Source organism: uncultured Cetobacterium sp., from assembly GCF_947072685.1.
GTDB lineage: Bacteria > Fusobacteriota > Fusobacteriia > Fusobacteriales > Fusobacteriaceae > Cetobacterium_A.
On sequence record NZ_CAMTIK010000008.1, the window covers coordinates 86,124 to 103,794 of the forward strand.

20 protein-coding genes and 1 other RNA gene are annotated in these 17,671 nt (G+C 30.1%); 20 read left to right on the plus strand and 1 reads right to left on the minus strand.

Going from position 1 to position 17,671, the window contains the following annotated elements; translation table 11 throughout:
* Positions 1-10 precede the first annotated feature (10 nt).
* The 20 genes from Q0V67_RS04460 to rpmA all read left to right on the plus strand — a co-directional run bounded on the left by Q0V67_RS04460 (position 11) and on the right by rpmA (position 17,265).
* Positions 11-463: a PTS sugar transporter subunit IIA gene (locus Q0V67_RS04460; protein WP_297597436.1), complete on the plus strand. Its 453-nt coding sequence runs from the start codon at positions 11-13 to the stop codon at positions 461-463.
* The gene (gene nadD / locus Q0V67_RS04465) at positions 464-1,030 is read left to right on the plus strand and encodes a nicotinate-nucleotide adenylyltransferase (protein ID WP_297597438.1); all 567 of its coding nucleotides are present in this window, start codon (positions 464-466) and stop codon (positions 1,028-1,030) included.
* A gap of 111 nt (positions 1,031-1,141) precedes the next feature.
* On the plus strand, positions 1,142-1,828 hold the full coding sequence (locus Q0V67_RS04470) for an isoprenyl transferase (protein ID WP_297597441.1): 687 nt from the start codon (positions 1,142-1,144) through the stop codon (positions 1,826-1,828).
* Positions 1,829-2,644: a phosphatidate cytidylyltransferase gene (locus tag Q0V67_RS04475; RefSeq protein WP_297597443.1), complete on the plus strand. Its 816-nt coding sequence runs from the start codon at positions 1,829-1,831 to the stop codon at positions 2,642-2,644. It abuts the gene before it with no gap.
* A gap of 73 nt (positions 2,645-2,717) precedes the next feature.
* On the plus strand, positions 2,718-3,872 hold the full coding sequence (gene dxr / locus Q0V67_RS04480) for a 1-deoxy-D-xylulose-5-phosphate reductoisomerase (protein WP_297597445.1): 1,155 nt from the start codon (positions 2,718-2,720) through the stop codon (positions 3,870-3,872).
* Positions 3,850-4,554, plus strand: a complete 705-nt coding sequence (locus Q0V67_RS04485) for a thymidylate kinase (RefSeq protein ID WP_297597447.1) — start codon at positions 3,850-3,852, stop codon at positions 4,552-4,554. Before dxr ends, Q0V67_RS04485 begins: the two co-directional genes overlap by 23 nt.
* An 11-nt stretch (positions 4,555-4,565) precedes the next feature.
* Complete coding sequence (locus tag Q0V67_RS04490; RefSeq protein ID WP_297597449.1) at positions 4,566-5,594, plus strand: RIP metalloprotease; 1,029 nt, start codon at positions 4,566-4,568, stop codon at positions 5,592-5,594.
* Between the two features lie 14 nt (positions 5,595-5,608).
* Positions 5,609-6,223 carry a TetR/AcrR family transcriptional regulator gene (locus tag Q0V67_RS04495; RefSeq protein WP_297597451.1) on the plus strand — a complete coding sequence of 205 codons (615 nt, stop codon included), beginning with the start codon at positions 5,609-5,611 and terminating at the stop codon, positions 6,221-6,223.
* Positions 6,224-6,390: 167 nt separating this feature from the next.
* On the plus strand, positions 6,391-7,776 hold the full coding sequence (locus tag Q0V67_RS04500; protein ID WP_297597453.1) for a sigma-54 dependent transcriptional regulator: 1,386 nt from the start codon (positions 6,391-6,393) through the stop codon (positions 7,774-7,776).
* Positions 7,777-7,807: 31 nt separating this feature from the next.
* Positions 7,808-9,556 (plus strand): peptidylprolyl isomerase, encoded by a 1,749-nt coding sequence (locus tag Q0V67_RS04505; RefSeq protein WP_297597455.1) that lies wholly within the window; start codon positions 7,808-7,810, stop codon positions 9,554-9,556.
* Between the two features lie 143 nt (positions 9,557-9,699).
* Complete coding sequence (gene dnaG, locus Q0V67_RS04510) at positions 9,700-11,484, plus strand: DNA primase (RefSeq protein WP_297597457.1); 1,785 nt, start codon at positions 9,700-9,702, stop codon at positions 11,482-11,484.
* Between the two features lie 43 nt (positions 11,485-11,527).
* On the plus strand, positions 11,528-12,751 hold the full coding sequence (gene rpoD / locus Q0V67_RS04515; RefSeq protein WP_297597459.1) for an RNA polymerase sigma factor RpoD: 1,224 nt from the start codon (positions 11,528-11,530) through the stop codon (positions 12,749-12,751).
* Positions 12,752-12,822: 71 nt separating this feature from the next.
* Complete coding sequence (locus Q0V67_RS04520) at positions 12,823-13,659, plus strand: sigma-70 family RNA polymerase sigma factor (RefSeq protein WP_297597461.1); 837 nt, start codon at positions 12,823-12,825, stop codon at positions 13,657-13,659.
* Positions 13,656-14,444: a Nif3-like dinuclear metal center hexameric protein gene (locus tag Q0V67_RS04525; RefSeq protein WP_297597464.1), complete on the plus strand. Its 789-nt coding sequence runs from the start codon at positions 13,656-13,658 to the stop codon at positions 14,442-14,444. The genes Q0V67_RS04520 and Q0V67_RS04525 overlap by 4 nt, the downstream gene beginning before the upstream one ends.
* Before the next feature lie 12 nt (positions 14,445-14,456).
* Positions 14,457-15,020 (plus strand): hypothetical protein, encoded by a 564-nt coding sequence (locus tag Q0V67_RS04530; protein ID WP_297597466.1) that lies wholly within the window; start codon positions 14,457-14,459, stop codon positions 15,018-15,020.
* Positions 15,017-15,366: RNase P RNA component class A (gene rnpB, locus Q0V67_RS04535), an RNA gene on the plus strand. Before Q0V67_RS04530 ends, rnpB begins: the two co-directional genes overlap by 4 nt.
* An 80-nt stretch (positions 15,367-15,446) precedes the next feature.
* Positions 15,447-16,211, plus strand: coding sequence for a hypothetical protein (locus Q0V67_RS04540; protein WP_297597468.1), 765 nt, complete (start codon positions 15,447-15,449; stop codon positions 16,209-16,211).
* A gap of 108 nt (positions 16,212-16,319) precedes the next feature.
* Positions 16,320-16,631: a 50S ribosomal protein L21 gene (gene rplU, locus Q0V67_RS04545; protein WP_297597469.1), complete on the plus strand. Its 312-nt coding sequence runs from the start codon at positions 16,320-16,322 to the stop codon at positions 16,629-16,631.
* Between the two features lie 7 nt (positions 16,632-16,638).
* Positions 16,639-16,974 carry a ribosomal-processing cysteine protease Prp gene (locus tag Q0V67_RS04550; RefSeq protein WP_297597470.1) on the plus strand — a complete coding sequence of 112 codons (336 nt, stop codon included), beginning with the start codon at positions 16,639-16,641 and terminating at the stop codon, positions 16,972-16,974.
* Entirely contained in the window at positions 16,975-17,265 is a 291-nt protein-coding gene (gene rpmA, locus Q0V67_RS04555) for a 50S ribosomal protein L27 (RefSeq protein WP_297597471.1), read from the plus strand.
* 80 nt (positions 17,266-17,345) lie between these two features.
* Here the strand turns inward: rpmA and cas2 are convergent, their stop codons facing one another.
* Positions 17,346-17,627 (minus strand): CRISPR-associated endonuclease Cas2, encoded by a 282-nt coding sequence (gene cas2, locus Q0V67_RS04560; protein WP_297597472.1) that lies wholly within the window; start codon positions 17,625-17,627, stop codon positions 17,346-17,348.
* Between the last annotated feature and the right edge of the window lie 44 nt (positions 17,628-17,671).

The window sequence follows — 17,671 nt, forward strand, 5'->3', positions numbered from 1 at the left end:
GGGGAAAAAGATGTTGAGTTATTTTAATATAAAGATGATCAACTTTTTTGATAATAAATCGGTTTTAAAAGATGAAATTTTAAAAATTATGGTTTCAAATATGGCTGAAAATTGTGAAGCTATTCAGGATAAAGAGGGGTTTTATTTTGAGGTTTTAGAAAGAGAAAGTGTTGGCACAACTGGAATTGGAATGGGAGTAGCTATTCCACACGCCAGAACTAATTCTGTAAAAGAGATAGTTTTAGCAATAGGAGTTTTAAAAAATCCGGTGGATTTCAATTCTTTAGATGGAGAAAAAGTTAAAATAATTGTACTTGTTGGAGCTCCCAAAGGAGAGAGTAAGAGATATTTGGAACTTCTTTCTTCACTTTCAAGAATTTTTAGAGATAAAAAAATAAGAGATAGTATCTTGGAAAGCACTACAACAGAGTGTTTAATTGAGGCAATAGCGGAGATTGTGTAGATGAAAATAGGCATATATGGTGGAAGTTTTAATCCAATTCATAATGGGCATATATACATGGCTAGATTTATTATAAAATATTTAAATTTAGATAAATTATTTATTATTCCAGTTGGAAATCCATCCCACAGAAAAAATGTTTTAATTGATGGAGAGCTTAGAATAAAAATGTGTAAAGAAGCTTTTAAAAAAGATTCAAAGATAGAAGTTTTGAGTGTGGAAGTAGACTCGAAGGAACTTAGTTATACATACGATACATTGATTAAAATCATTTCAGAATATCCAGGGAATGAATACTTTGAAATAATAGGAGAGGATTCTGGAGAATATTTCCATAGGTGGAAAAATTATAAAGAAATCTTAAAAAAATCAAAAGTTGTTATTTTACAAAGAGAGGGATACAAAACGAATCTTAAAGATGAAAATATTATTCAAGTGAAAAATCCATTTTTAAACTTCTCTTCAACAAGAGTTAGAGAGATGGTAAAATGCAATGAAAGTATAGATGATATGGTGCCAAAAGGGGTTATAGAACTTATAGAAAAAAACAAATTATATAAAAAATAGAAAGAGGTAGCATGAAAACTACCTCTTTTGTTTAATTAGGAGTCATTTTTTATATGGAAAAAATGCTTTAAATATGGTAAAATTTAGTGATTTATTGAGAGGAGATATGTAATGAGTTTAGAAATACCAAATCATATAGCAATAATTATGGACGGAAATGGGCGTTGGGCAAAGTTAAAAGGGATGCCGAGAACTTACGGACATAAGGCTGGAGCGGATACGTTGAGAAAAACACTTACTTACTGTGGGGAGCTTGGTGTGAAGTATTTAACTGTCTATGCATTTTCTACTGAAAATTGGAAAAGAGCCAAAGAGGAAGTTGACACATTGATGTTTTTATTTAAAACTTATCTGAAAAATGAAAAAAAAACATTGATGAAAAATAATGTGAGATTTATAGTTTCTGGAAGAGAGGATGGAGTTAGCAGAGAGCTTTTAAAAGAAATTAAAAATCTTGAAGAGGAAACAAAAGGTAACACCGGAATAACACTTAATATAGCATTTAATTATGGAGGCAGAGCCGAAATCGTAGACGCTATAAATAAGATGATAGAAAACAACGAGAGAGATGTAACAGAAAATGTTGTAGAGAAATATCTTTATAACAATTTACCTAATCCAGAGTTATTGATAAGAACAAGTGGAGAAATGAGAATTTCAAACTTTTTATTGTGGCAAATAGCTTACTCTGAGATATATGTAACAGAAACTCATTGGCCTGATTTTGATAAAAACGAACTTTTAAAGGCAATAGAGAGTTATAAAAAAAGAGATAGGCGTTTTGGAGGAGTTAAATAGATGTTAAATAGAATATTGGTAGCTTTAGTAGGAATTCCAATTTTAGTAACAGTACTTTTAAAAGGTGGATTTTTACTATTATTATTTGTAAATTTTGTAATATTGGTTGGATTGTTTGAGTTTTATAAAATGGCAGAAATTGGTGGGAAAAAACCGGATGTAAATTTAGGATATGTAGCAGGATTAGCAATTCCAAATTTTATTTATTTTTCAAAAGCTGATAATTCAGAGATAGTTTTGATGCCGATAGTTTTACTTGCAATAGCTTTAATTGGAAAAAAAGTTTTGCAAAATAAGGTGGAAAATTCGAGTCGAGATATTGGCATAACACTTTTAGGGGTTATTTACGTATCAGGGCTTTTCAGTCATTTGTTACTGATGAATTACTTACCCAAAGGTGGTCATTGGCTTTTAACTGTTCAAATTTTAGTTTGGGTATGTGATTCATTTGCATACTTTGTAGGAATGGGAATAGGAAGAAAAATATTCAAAAATGGGTTTAGTGCCATAAGTCCAAAAAAGTCTATAGAGGGGTCTATCGGTGGAGTTGTTTTTACAATGGGAGCAATCTATTTAATAAACAATCAATTTCAAATATTTAGCCCTGAAACAAATAAATTTGTAGTTTTGTTGTTTGGACTTTTAATTAGTTTAATCGCTCAGATTGGAGATTTAGGTGAGTCGATGTTTAAAAGAGAGTTTAAAATAAAAGATTCAGGAAAAATTTTAGGAGAGCACGGTGGAATACTAGATCGTTTCGACAGTATGCTATTTGTAGTGCCAATAGTATATTATCTTTTAAAATTTTTTAATTAAAATGAGGTAGCTGAAAAAGCTACCCTTTTTTTAGCGATAGGTTCATTTATTTTAAAGATATAAGGAGATAGGTATGAAAAAAATAACTATATTGGGTTCTACAGGAAGTATTGGAACAAACGCTTTAAAAGTAATAGAAGGAAAATCTGATCAATTTGAAGTTTTAGGAATATCTGGTTATTCAAATTTAGATCTACTTTTAGAGCAGATAGAAAAATTTAATCCAGAATATATTTGTATTGGGGACAAAAAAAAGGCAGATATACTGAAGTCTAAATATCCACAGAAAAAAATTTATTTTGGAGATGAAGGATTGAAAGCTATGGGTGCTTTAGATGAGGCGGATATAGTTTTAACAGCAATAAGTGGAGCGGTAGGAATAGAAGCGACTGTAGAAGCTATAAAAAAAGAAAAAAGAATTGCTTTAGCTAATAAAGAAACAATGGTTGCAGCAGGAGAATATATAAATAAACTTTTGAAAAAATATCCGAAAGCAGAGATAATTCCTGTAGATAGTGAGCACTCAGCACTTTTTCAAAGTATGCAAGGGAGTGGAAAAGAGGAGGTTCAAACACTTATAATAACAGCAAGTGGAGGAACTTTTAGAGGAAAAACATTGGAAGAATTAAAAGACGTCAGCGTAGAGCAAGCTTTAAAACATCCAAATTGGGCAATGGGAAAAAAAATAACAATTGATTCATCAACTCTTGTAAATAAAGGGTTAGAAGTTATAGAGGCTCATATGCTGTTTGGAATAGATTATGAAAATATAGAGGTGTTGGTACACCCTCAAAGCATAATTCATTCGATGGTTGAGTTTAAAGATAGTTCAATCATAGCTCAAATAGGAGTACCGGACATGAAATTACCAATTCAATACTCTTTTACTTATCCAAATAGAGAAAGTAATGTGGTCTTTGAAAGACTGAATTTAAAAAAATTGAAGGAATTAACTTTTTCTCAGTTAGACAATGATGTTTTTAAAGGTGTTCAATTAGCATTTAGAGCTGGAAAAATAGGGAAAACAATGCCATGTGTTTTTAATTCTGCCAACGAGATTGCAGTAGAATTGTTTTTAAAAGGAAAGATAAAGTTTTTAGAGATATATGAAATCATAGAAAGTGCAATGGATAAACATCAAGTTGAAGAGATTGAGAATCTTGAAATAATAAAAAAAGTAGATAAAGAAACAAGGAAGTGGGCATATGAAAATTACGGAAGAGATTAAAAAAGGAAAATTAATAGTTATAGAAGGGACAGATTCTAGCGGGAAAGAAACTCAAACAAATATATTATTTGAAAAATTAAAAGAAAATATGAGTGAGTCAACAAAAATTAGAAAGATATCTTTTCCTAACTATGAGAGCCCAGCTTGTGCTCCAGTAAAGATGTACCTTGCAGGAGAGTTTGGAACAGATGCAGAAAAAGTAAATCCGTATCCAGTATCGACAATGTATGCAATAGATAGATATGCTTCATTTAAAACAGATTGGGGTAAATTCTATAATGAAGGCGGAGTTGTAGTCACAGACAGGTATGTTACATCTAATATGGTTCATCAAGCGTCCAAGATAGATAATAAAATAGAGAAAGAAAATTATCTAAAGTGGTTAGAGGATTTAGAGTATGAAAAAATGGAGATACCTAGACCAGATTTAGTTATATTTTTAAACATGCCAACAGAGATAGCGGAAGAACTTATGGCAAAAAGAAAAAATAAAATAACAGGTGAAGATAAAAAAGATATTCATGAAAAAAACAGTGAGTATTTGAGAAAGTCACATAGAAATGCATGTGAAATTTCAGTTAAGTATTCTTGGGCTGAGGTTAAATGTGTTAAAAGTAATAGATTGAAAAGCATAGAGGAAATATCAGAAGAGATATATTCTCTTGTAGCTGAGATATTATAGGGGGAGGAAAGATGGATATACTAATAGCGCTATTATTACTAGGAGTAATAATATTTATACATGAATTGGGGCATTTCTTAGCAGCGAGATTATTTAAAATGCCAGTATCAGAGTTTTCATTAGGAATGGGACCGGAATTATACTCATACTACACAGGGAAAACATTATATTCGATAAGAATAATTCCAATTGGTGGATTTGTAAATATAGATGGAATGGAAGTTGATAGTAAAGTTGAGAATGGTTTTAATAGTAAACCACCACTTGCTAGATTTGTAGTTCTTTTTGCAGGAGTATTTATGAACTTTTTAATGGCTTTACTCGTTGTTGTTGGAATTACTTTTACAACAGGTCAAGCAATTCAAAATACATCTCCTGTGGTTGGAAATATTTTAAAAGATGCAAATTCAGCCAAAGTTTTAAAAGAAAATGATTTGATCAAATCGATAGACGGGATAAGTATTAGTAGCTGGAAAGATATAGGCGAGACAATAACTAAAGAATCAAAAGGAAGAGATATTTTAGACATTGTTGTTGAAAGAGATGGGAAAAACTTAGAACTTTCGGTTCCCTTGACAAAATTTGAAGAGAACAAACCATTAATAATGGGGATTGTACCTGAATATACATTTAAAAGATATAGTTTCACAGATGGAATGGGAGCGTCATTTAAAATATTTACAGGTATTTTCAAAGATACATTGGGTGGAATAAAGATGTTGGTAACTGGAAAAGTTAAGGCCAAGGATATAAGTGGACCAGTAGGGATTGTAAAGGTTGTTGGAGATGCAAGTAAAAGTGGAAGTTCAGGTATTTTGGTTTGGTTACTTGTTATTTTATCTATAAATGTAGGAATATTCAATCTTTTACCATTTCCAGCTTTGGATGGTGGAAGAATTATATTTGTGATTTTAGAACTTTTAGGAATAAAGGTTGATAAAAAATTAGAAGAAAAACTTCATATGGTGGGAATGTTAATATTATTTGGACTTATAATATTTGCAACAGCAAATGATGTCTTTAATATTATTAAGTTTTAAAGGGGGCTTACAAAGTGGTATTAACTAAGAGAGAACGAATTAAAAGAATAGCTACTATACTCTTTGCTGCAAATGGAATAAGAAATACAAAAATAGAGGATATTGCTAATGTTTTAGGAATGGCAAAAGGTGGATTTTATTATTATTTTAAAAGTAAAGAAGAGCTTTTAGAAGAAATAATGGACAATTCAGTGATAAGTAGAAGAGAATTTTTAAAAGAGGTTGGAGATTTGGATGTTTCATTTGAAAAAAAATTGAAAATGATAATATCAAGAAGATTAAATTTAAGAGACGACAGATACAATCTGTTTCTTTTTGCTAAAATTTATGAAAATGGAGAGATTAACTTAACTTATGATGACTATATGAAAAGAGATATAATCTTTGGTGAGTTTTTAAATAGTAATAAAGATAATATTAAAGAGAAATATAGAGATCAAATTGAAAAAATACGTTGTATCTTAAGTTCATCACTGACAACACTTTTATTATTTTTAATCAATCAGACAGGAGTTAAGGTAACAGGTGAAGAAAGTTATAGAAAAATGATTGAAAAATATCTGTCGATAGACATAGATAAAGAGATAGAGATATTTTATAACCTATTTTTAAAGGAAATTGTAAAATAAAAGTAAAAAAAATTAAAGGAAAAAAATAAAATTGTTAGAAACTAATGTTTAGACTGACACTGTTTGAAATAATTTTGAACAGAATTTTTTTAAAAAAGTCTTGAAAAATAACAAAATATCAATTATAATACATTGTTAACGAAAATAGAAAACAGGAGGAGTTAAGGATGAAGAAATCAATATTAGTAGTTTCGGAAAGAAAAGAAACATTGAAACAAGTCAGAAAAGCTTTGTCAGATATGTATGAAATAATAACATTTAATAACTTATTAGATGGATTAGATATGTTAAGAGAGAGTGATTTTGATGTAGTTTTATTAGATGAGTATTTAACTTGGTTCAACTTCTCAGAAGCGAAAAGAAAACTAAATGGAATAGGTAAAGATTTTGTTGTTATTGGATTGTTAGATGAGGAAAATGAAGCTTTAATTCAAGAGATGAAAGAAGCTGACATCTATAACTATCTATTAAAACCAGTAGATGCAAAAGAGATGAATAGAATAATGATTCCAGCTCTAAGAAATTTAGAGATTGTAAAAGAAAAAAGAAAATTAGAGGAAAAACTTTCAGATTCTGAAGATGAAAACGAAATGATCGGACAATCTACAAGAGTTAAAGAGGTTAAAAATTTAATAGAAAAAGTAGCTGAAAGTGATTTGACAGTTCTAATTACAGGAGAAAATGGAGTTGGAAAAGAATTAATAGCTAAAGAAATATTTAAAAAAAGTGATAGAAGAAAAGAAACGTATATCACAATATCATGTGCATCATTACCAGAAGATCTAATTGAAAGAGAGTTGTTTGGATATGAAAGAGGAGCTTTCTTAGGAGCAACTACAAGCAAAAAAGGGATATTGGAAGAGGCAGATGGAGGAACAGTTTTCCTTGATGAAATTTCTGCTATGGATTTAAAAGCTCAAGCCAAAGTTTTAAGAGTTATTGAATATGGAGAGTTTAGAAGAGTTGGTGGGAATAAATCAAGAAGAGTTGACGTAAGATTTATTGTATCAACAAATAAGGATTTAAAAGAAGAAACTGAAAAAGGTAAATTCAGAAAAGATTTATATCATAGATTAACAGCTTTCCCTATTGAAGTACCACCTTTAAGAGATAGAAAGGACGATATCCCTATATTGGCTAATTATTTCTTGAATAAAATAGTTAAAGATTTAAGAAGAGAGATTCCTGTTATATCTGGAGATGCAATGAAGTATTTAATGGAATACTCATATCCAGGAAATATTAGAGAGTTAAAAAATATGATTGAGAGAATGGTAATTTTATGTACTGACAGAAGTATAGACGTTGAAGATTTACCGTTGGAAATAAAGATGAAATCTGATACTGTTGAAAATAAAACAGTAATTGGTGTAGGACCTTTAAAGAATATATTAGAGCAAGAGATATATGCTTTAGATGATGTAGAAAAAGTTGTAATTGCAATGGCTCTTCAAAAAACTAGATGGAATAAGCAGGAAACATCAAAACTTCTAGGAATAGGAAGAACAACTTTATACGAGAAAATAAGAAAATACGGATTAGATATAAAGTAAAAATTACGAAATTTTCTGGAGGGGTTAAAAGATGGCAATTAGAAAGTTTAGAAAAAATATGAAACCTGTAATTTGGGTTATAACAGTATTGTTCTTAATAAGTTTAATCGCAGGATATGCGATGTCTTTTAAAGGAAATTCAGCAAATTCACAGTTAGCATTTAAATTAAATGGTAAAAAAGTGACGCAGGTGGAAGTTCAGAGATCAATGGCTATATTATCAGAAAATTACAATAGATATTTAGGAACAACAGTAAATCCTGAAGTGATGAATATAGTTGCATTTAATGAGTTTATTAATAAAAATTTACTTTTAGATATGGCCGATAAGTTAAAAATAAAAGTTTCTAGCTCAGAGGTTAGTTCGCAGATGGATAAGATAAAAGAAGCTTTTCCAGATAAAGAGCAATTTAAAAAAGCATTATTAAGCCAAGGATATACAACAAAAACTTTGGAAAATGAAATTAGAGAAAATTTAACTCTTCAAAAGGTTTCGGAAGCAATTACTAATAATATTAAAGTATCTTCTGAGGATATTGAAAATTACTACGCTGATAATAAATATACAACTTTTCAAGGAAAATCGTTTGAAAGTGTTAAGCCACAAATTGAACAGGCACTAAAAGCTCAAAAAGGTGCGGAGATGTTTGCAACAGATATTAACGAAGCTAGATTAAAAATGAAAATTGAAGATGTGGATAAAAACTTTGAACCTTATTTGGAGAAAGAAGAATTTAAATTTGATGGCATAGAAGTTACAAATGTTAGTTATGCTAAAAGAGTTTTAAATAATCTTGCAATGACAAAAGGGGATTTGGAACAGGCTAAAGAATTAGCAAAAGAAACGATAGAATCAGAAATTAAGCTTTTAAAAGCAGCAGAAGCTCAAGGTGTAAAAGTTGACCAAACTTTACCGCTAGAATTGAGAGTTTCAGAAGCAGTAATGTCATTATATGCTAAATTAAAATCAGAAGTTACTTATACAGACAAAGATTTAAAAGATTTCTTTAAAGAAAATCAAATAAACTATGATGTTGTTAAAAGTGCTGATGCTAATGTTGCAATTTTAAAAGTAGAACCAAGTGAAGCTGATGACAATAAGGCAAAATCTCAAGCAGAAGATCTTTTAAAAACAGTGAATAAAGAAAATTTTGCTGAAATGGCGAAAAAATATTCTAATGGACCAAGTGGACCAACAGGAGGAGCTTTAGGAACTTTTTCTAAGGGTGACATGGTACAACCATTTGAAGATGCTGCATTTACAGGAAAAGTTGGGGAAGTTTATCCAGAGGTTGTAAAAACACAATTTGGATATCACCTAATTTTTGTAGAGAATAAGGATGAAGCTAACGGTACAGTTACGGCAAGTCATATACTTGTAATACCAGAACCTTCGGAGGAAACTTTGAAAGAAAAAGTTACTCAAGCAGATGAAATTGTTAAAGATTTATCAAAAGGAACAATAAGCTTTGCAGATTTAAAAAATGATAAAGAGATTATTTTTTCTGAAAAGATAGATGGAATTACAGAAGAAGGGTATGTCCCAGGATTGGGTTATAATGAGGAGTTAGCAAAAGCTATATTCGCAGCAAAAACTGGAGATATTAGCTTTATAAAAGAGCAAAAAGATTATATAATTTATAAAAAAGATTCACAAATTGAGGAGAAAAAAGCAAGCTTTGAAGAAGTAAAAGATAAAGTTATAGCTGATTATATCAATACAAAAGCTCAAGAAAAGCTTAGAGAAGTAGAGATTAGTACTCAAAATACAGAAAATTAAAGAATAGAGATGGAGGATTTTAATCCTCCTTTTATTTTTAAAAAAAAATTGCATATTCTTTAAAAATGTAATATAATTTAGGATAGAGCGGTTCGCTCTAAAATATTTAAAAAATTTGAACCTTAGTCAATTGGGAGATGTTAATGAAATATAAATCAGAAGATATTGATTTATTATTACAACAATTACATATTGAGAAAGTTGTAGGAGAGTTTGTAGATCTAAAAAAATCTGGAGCGAATTATAAAGGACTTTGTCCTTTTCATCAAGACAGTAATCCATCATTTGTTGTAAGTCCTAGTAAAAACATTTGTAAATGTTTTGTATGTGGAGCCGGTGGAAATCCTATTAAATTTTACTCAGAATACAAAAAAATATCTTTTGTCGAAGCTGTAGATGAGCTAGCAAAAAAGTATAATATTCCAATAACGGGTATAATAGGTAGTACTAAAAGTGATGAAAATCGTGAATACTATGAGATTATGGATGCAGCACATACTTATTTCAAACAAGAGATATTTAAAAATTCAGCCAGAGATGCTCTAGAGTATCTATCAAAGAGAAAAATAAACCCAAAACTAATAAATGAAAATGAGATAGGTTATGCACCTAATAGTTGGAGTGGGCTTTACGATTATCTTTTGACAGTTGGATATAACAAGAAGAAAATATTTGATTTAGGACTAGCAAAAGAAAGCGAAAAAGGTGTTTATGACAGCTTTAGAAATAGAATAATATTTCCAATTTATTCAATTTCAGGAAGAGTTATAGCTTTTGGAGGAAGATCGTTAGAAGATAATAAAGAGATTCCAAAGTATATTAATTCACAAGAAACTCCGATCTTCAGTAAGGGAAAAAATCTTTATGGTTTTATCCAAAAAGGAAGCAATATTAAGAAGAAAAACTATTCAATACTCATGGAAGGGTATATGGATGTCCTCTCTGCCCATTCATATGGATTTGATGTGGCACTGGCCCCTCTGGGAACAGCTCTTACAGAGGAGCAAGCAGAGCTTTTAAAAAGATATACAAACAATGTTTTGCTATCTTTTGATATGGATAATGCTGGACAAAAAGCAACAGAAAGAGCGATAATGATATTGAAGTCACAAGGATTTAATATTAGAGTTTTGGTTTATAAAGATGCTAAAGATCCAGATGATTATTTAAAGGCTTATGGAAAAGAAGCATTTTTAAAAGTTGTAAAAGAATCATTAGAAGCATTTGATTATCTATATGAGAGGTATTCTATGGAATATAGCTTGGATGATCATATGTCTAAACAAAATTTTATTAATAGATTTAGAGATTTTTTTCAGTGTATAGAAAGTGATCTTGAGAAAAGTTTATATATAGATAAATTGGGGAAATCATTGAATATTGACCTAGATATCTTGAAAACGATATTAATAACTAATAATAAAAAAAGATCAAAAAATACTTATGAAAAAAAAGAGGAAACAAAAGAAATAGACGAAAAAGGATTGTATAATTTAGAGAAATTGACACTTGCATTAGTTTTGTCTAATAATGAGTATTTTGATTATTTTAAAAATAAAAATATAGGTAGTAGTTTAGGTAAAAAGATATTTCTTTATTTAGAATTTTTACAAGAGAATGAGAAAAGAAGTGAAAACATAATTAAAGATGTTATTTCAACAGGGAATTTAACGGATAAAGAGGAACAAGAGTTAGTGAATATATCACTGGTATCTCTAGATGATTATTCCAATAAAACCCAGATTGAAAAGGGCTTTGAAATCATATTTATGTCTTGGTTCATACTAGAGTTAAAAGAATCGCTAAAAGAAAGAAGCAATTTACTGAAACATATTAAGCTAAAAAAAATTGAGGACAAATTGAAACAAACAAATAGTTTCAATGATCTTCAAGCATTGTATGAAGAGTTTGAAAGTATCAATGCATAAAATTCTGAAAGACAAGTTTATTGAATAGAGGAGGCTTCAGCTAATGAAGGAGTTTATAAAAAATGATAAGGTATTAGCTTTATTAAGAAAAGCGATGGAGAATAAAAGGATAAGCTATGAAGAGATAAATAGTGAATTGAGTTCAGATTTCCCCCCAGAAAGAATAGAGTTTTTGATAAATGGTATGACTGAGCAAGGAATAAAGATAATTTCTCAAAATGAAGTTGTGAAAAAAGAGGAATCAACTAAAAGAGATTTAAAGAAAATAATAACACCAATAAAAAAAATAGCTCTAGATTCTGATGAAGAGGAAGAGGAAGAAGAGAAAGAAAAAACTACTGAGTATAGTGAAGATTTTGATTTTAATCCTGAAGATATTGAAGAGGTAAGCGAAGATGATTTAGCAAACGACGATCTTTTTAGTATAACTGGAGATATGGAAGTTGATGAACCAATAAAAATGTATTTAAGAGAGATTGGTCAAATTCCTCTATTAACACATGAACAGGAATTGGGTTATGCAAAAGCAGCTTTAGAAGGGGATGAGTATTCTCAGCAACAGCTTATAGAAGCAAATTTAAGACTGGTTGTAAGTATTGCTAAAAAGCATACAAACAGAGGATTAAAGCTACTAGATCTTATCCAAGAGGGGAATATAGGTCTTATGAAAGCTGTTGAAAAGTTTGAGTACAGTAAAGGGTATAAGTTTTCGACGTATGCGACTTGGTGGATAAGACAGGCTATAACAAGAGCTATAGCGGATCAAGGAAGGACAATTCGTATACCTGTTCATATGATAGAGACAATAAATAAGATAAAAAAAGAAGCTAGAATATATCTTCAAGAAACAGGGAAAGATGCAACACCAGAAGTTTTAGGAAAAAGACTGAATATGGAAGTTGAAAAAATTAAAAGTATCCAAGAGATGAATCAGGATCCAATATCTTTAGAAACTCCAGTAGGAAGTGAAGAAGATAGTGAATTAGGAGATTTCGTAGAGGATAATAAGATGCAAAATCCATATGAATTGACAAATAGAACGCTTTTAAGAGAGCAATTAAATGATGTTTTAAAAACTTTAAGTAGTAGAGAGGAACAGGTTTTAATCTTTAGATATGGATTAAATGATGGAGCTCCTAAAACTTTAGAGGAAGTTGGAAAAATATTTAAAGTAACAAGAGAGAGAATCAGACAGATAGAAGTTAAGGCTCTTAGAAAATTAAGACATCCTAGCAGAAGAAAAAAATTAGAAGATTTTAAAGTATAAAAATAATAAAATAAAAGGGGGCCTAGTGCTCCCATTTTATATTAAAAGTAAAAACAAAAAAAGGGGAAAATATGAAATTAACAAATTTTGAACAACAAGTTTTATTAAAATATAGAGCGGATGAAGATTTTATAATATTTTTAAAAGAAAATTCCGAGTTAAAATTAGAATTTCCGACAGAGGATTTAAGAAAAGAGGAAAAAGTTGAAGATAATAATTATGTAGTAGAAAGTGTCACAACTGAATACTTGGAAGAAATATCACATATACCACAACTTTCAAAAGAGGAGATAGATAATCTCTTAGAATCATTAGATGACGATGAGAGTTCCAATACATTGATTGAAGGAAATTTAAGAGAAGTGGCAAATATAGCATTTGATTATCTTGTGGCTGGAATTGACTATTTAGACCTTATCCAAGAGGGGAATATAGGAGCTATCAAAGCTTTGGATAGCTATAGACCATCAAATGGGGATATTTTAAATTATATGAAATTATGGGCTAGAAAAGAGATGTTGATATTTGTAGATGAAAAGGTTCAGACTGAAAAATATATGTACAAAGGATATTTTTTGAAAAGACAAGAAGAACTTATAGAACATGAAATTGTAGCTGAACTTGAGGAAGAAGAATCTGTTGAAGAGTTATCACCAGAAGAGAAATCGGAGATAATTGGAGAAAAAATAGCATCTCTTGAAGATATAGATTTGAAATCTATACCAAAAAAAATGTCATATACGGAAGAAGAAATTATAAAGAAATTCTACGGTTTAGTTGGGGATAGAAGAGAGTCTTTATTTGAAATAGAAGATAGTTTAGACTTAAAAAGAGGAGAGGGAGAAAAACTTTTTGAAACCGCTATAACTAAGTTATCATTGGGAGGAGGAAGAAGTCTTAAAATATGAAATTGAGTAAAATAATTAATTATTTAGAAGAGAAATTTCCTCTGAATCTGTCTGAGGAGTGGGATAATGTGGGTCTTTTAGTGGGAAGAAGAGACTCTAAAATAAAGAGAATATTACTCTCTTTAGATGTGACAGATAAAGTGATAGACGAAGCAATTAGAGTTGGTGCAAACTTAATAATAACACATCATCCAATAATTTTTAAATCCTTAAAAGTCATAAATGGAGATACAACTTTAGGAAAAAAAATATTGAAGTTAATTGAAAATAAAATTGCGGTGTATTCAATGCACACAAATTTAGATTCAGCAAAATCAGGATTGAATGATTTTTTAGGTGAAAATATTTTAGAATTAAAAGATGGTAAAATTTTAGAAAAGTTTGAATTAAATGGAAGAGAGTTTGGAATTGGTAGAATTTATAAACTAGATAATCCTATAGAATTAAAAAAATTATCACAAAAAGTGAAAGAAAAACTAAAGTTAGATTGTATAAATATAGTGACGTCAGATATAAATTTAAATATAAAAAAAATTGCTTTAATTAGTGGTTCTGGTTCAACTTATTGGAGGAAAGCTAAAAAACTAGGAGCGGATATATTGCTAACAGGCGATATAAAATATCACGAAGCTCTAGATGCAAAAGAGGAGAATTTTAGCTTGATGGATATAGGGCATTTTGAAAGCGAATGTATTTTTGTAAAACATCTAAAAGATATAATAGAAAAAAAGTTTGAAATAGAAATATTATATTTTAATGATGGACCTATATTTCAGAAGATGTAAGGAGACCAAAAAATGCTAAAAAAAATTACAACAGTTTTTATAATTTTATCGACATTATCTCTAGGGAAAATAAATGATTATAGAGGTGCTTTTTTAGATGAGGATAAAGTTAAATTAGAAAAGACAGTGGAGTCTTTTGAAAAAGGGACAGGAAATAAGTTTTTTTTAAATACTCTAGAGGAGAATGAGGGATTTGAAGCTGATTCTCAGGAGAGGCTAATAATACTAAATCTAATAAAAAATAAAGAGGATTTAAACAGCACATTGAAAGTTCAAATAAAGATTTCACAGGATTTAAATCCAGAAGAATTGTCTACAGAGTTAACATTACTTTTAGATAATGTACAAGAATATGCAAATCAAAAAGACGAGTTTCAAATAGCTAATAATTTAGTTGAAGGCCTCCAGCAACTATTTATTGCTGAAGATGAATCGGAAGATCAAAATGAGAATTCGGGACAATTAGAATTAGGATTAAAAATATTTTTAGGAATTTTATTGACATTTTTAGTATTATGGATTAGAATAATACAGGTAAAACAAAAAAAAATAAAATATAAGTTAAAAAGAAGATAGGTATTAGAGTTAATCGCTTGTGTAAGCAAGAGGAAAGTCCGGGCTCCACAGAGCAAAAGGGTAGCTAACGGCTACTAAAGGAAACTTTAAGGAAAGTGCCACAGAAAATGGACCGCTATTGGAGTCTTAGACTTTAATAGTAAGGGTGAAAAGGCGGTGTAAGAGACCACCAGTTCCTTAGGAGACTAAGGAAGCTAGGTAAACCCCCTTTGGAGCAAGACTAAATAGGAGAGATGAAGGGGTTGCTCGCTCCCTCTCAGGGTAAGTTGCTTGAAGCTATAAGCGATTATAGTTCTAGATAAATGATTGACAAATACAAAACCCGGCTTATTTAATGCCTATCTATAACTAAATAAATGAGTCAAGAATTTATCGTAGAGAATTCTTGGCTTTATTTTTTATAAAAATATTATTAGGAGAATAGTTATGATGAAGAAGATAAATATAGGATTTGGAATAGTTTTATTGACATTAGTTGGTTGTTCTGCTTTAGATAAACAAAGTGAAGAAGAAAGAATTCTTTTACCAACGGTAACATCAAAAGCCCACGATATAAAGATATCTACAATGATTGAAGGGGAGTTTATTCCTCAAACAGATATAATACATATAGGGCAAAATGTATCACAGGTAGAAACAGGGATTACAGAGGTTAAATTAAACGGTATAGACCAAGTTAATATAGGATATAAGCAGGTTCGAAATGGACTTGCATATAATGGGAAATCAGCAACACCATTTACAGGAACGTTTGTTACTCTTGTAGGAGTTCATAAGCTTTATACTGAAGATTATAAGGCAGGAAAGCTAAATGGATATAAGATGTGGTATTCTGAAGCTGGAAGGACTGGAATGAAAGAGCCATATGTAAATGGAGTAAAAAATGGAATACAAGAAACATATTTTAGAAATACAGGAAATATTCGTTCAAGAGTGAATTATGTAGGCGGAAGAATTTCAGGTGAAGTTGAATGGTATAATAATAATGGTGGAATTATATCTAAAGAGTACTTGAAAAATGGAACAGGACCATGGATATCTTATTGGGATAATGGAAAAGTTAAAGAAAAAGGAAATTTACTTGGAGGGTTACCTAACGGTGAATGGAGAAATTTCACTCAAAAAGGTGAGTTAGAAAAACTAACTATTTATAAGAGTGGATCACCAATTTCACAGGAATGGATGAAATAAAATAGTTGACAAAGAATAGAAAAAATGATATTATAGTTGGTAGATTAAGCTTGGATAAGGTCGTCAGCAACCGAATCCAGCGATCTTTATACTTTTGGAGGTGTTAGAATGTACGCAGTTATAAAAACTGGTGGAAAACAGTACAAAGTTGCAGTAGGTGAAGTATTAAGAGTTGAAAAACTAAATGCTGAGGTTAACACAACTGTAGAATTGACAGATGTTCTTTTAGTGTCAAATAACGGAGAGATTAAAGTTGGAACTCCTGTTGTTGAAGGTGCTAAAGTAGTAGCAGAGGTTGTTGCTCAAGGTAAAGGAGCTAAAGTTGTTAACTTCAAATACAAGCCAAAAACTGGATATCACAGAAAGAAAGGTCACAGACAACTTTTCACTGAGATCAAAGTTACAGCAATCAACGCATAATTAAATTATGACAAAGATTGAAATATCAAGAAACAAAGGCAGAGTAGTAAGATATAAAGCCACAGGTCATGCAGAATATGCAGAGTATGGACAAGATATTGTTTGTGCAGCTATTTCGATGGCAATGCAATTTCCGTTAGGAGGAATGCAAGAAATCTTAGGTATAACACCTAGGTTTGAAATTGACTCTGATGGGTACTTAGACGTTGATATGAGAGGGATGGACTTTTCTGAAAAGATAAAGGAAGTTGATGTATTGTTAGATACAATGGTATTGATGTTGAAAGAACTATCTAAGGGGTATCCTAAACACATAAAGCTTGTAGAGAAGGAGGAAATTTAGATGCTATTTACATTAAATATACAATTATTTGCGAAGAAAAAAGGACAAGGTTCTGTTAAAAACGGAAGAGACTCTAATCCAAATTACCTTGGAGTTAAGAAATATGATGGAGAAGTTGTAAAAGCTGGAAACATCATAGTTAGACAAAGAGGAAATAAATTCCACGCTGGAAACAACATGGGATGTGGAAAAGATCATACATTATTCGCATTAATCGATGGATACGTAAAGTTCGAGAGATTAGGTAGAGATAAGAAGCAAGTTTCAGTTTACACTGAAAAAGCTAACTAGAAATAATACAAAAGAGTGTCTCAAGACACTCTTTTTTTTATATTTCTATAAAAAAATAATCCTATATTAAATTAATTTATCTAAAAAAAATTAGAAGTTTTAACGTCAACTTTCGCCCAAAAATGTTTTTTTAATTTTTTGCTTTGAGGATTCTCAAAAACTATTAAAGAATCTAAATCATCTCGAAGGTATTCCTTTAATTCAAATTTTAACTTTTCTAAAAGTGAAAGAGTTAACTCTCCTTCAAAAACAGAATTTTGAATATGTGTCAAATATTTTTTACAAATTTTAAAAACATTTCTTAAAACTTTAGCACCATTTGGATTTTCTAATGATATATCATACACTAAAATTATATACATGCTTACCACCAGATTTTAAACGAATTATATTTTTTGTTCTCTAC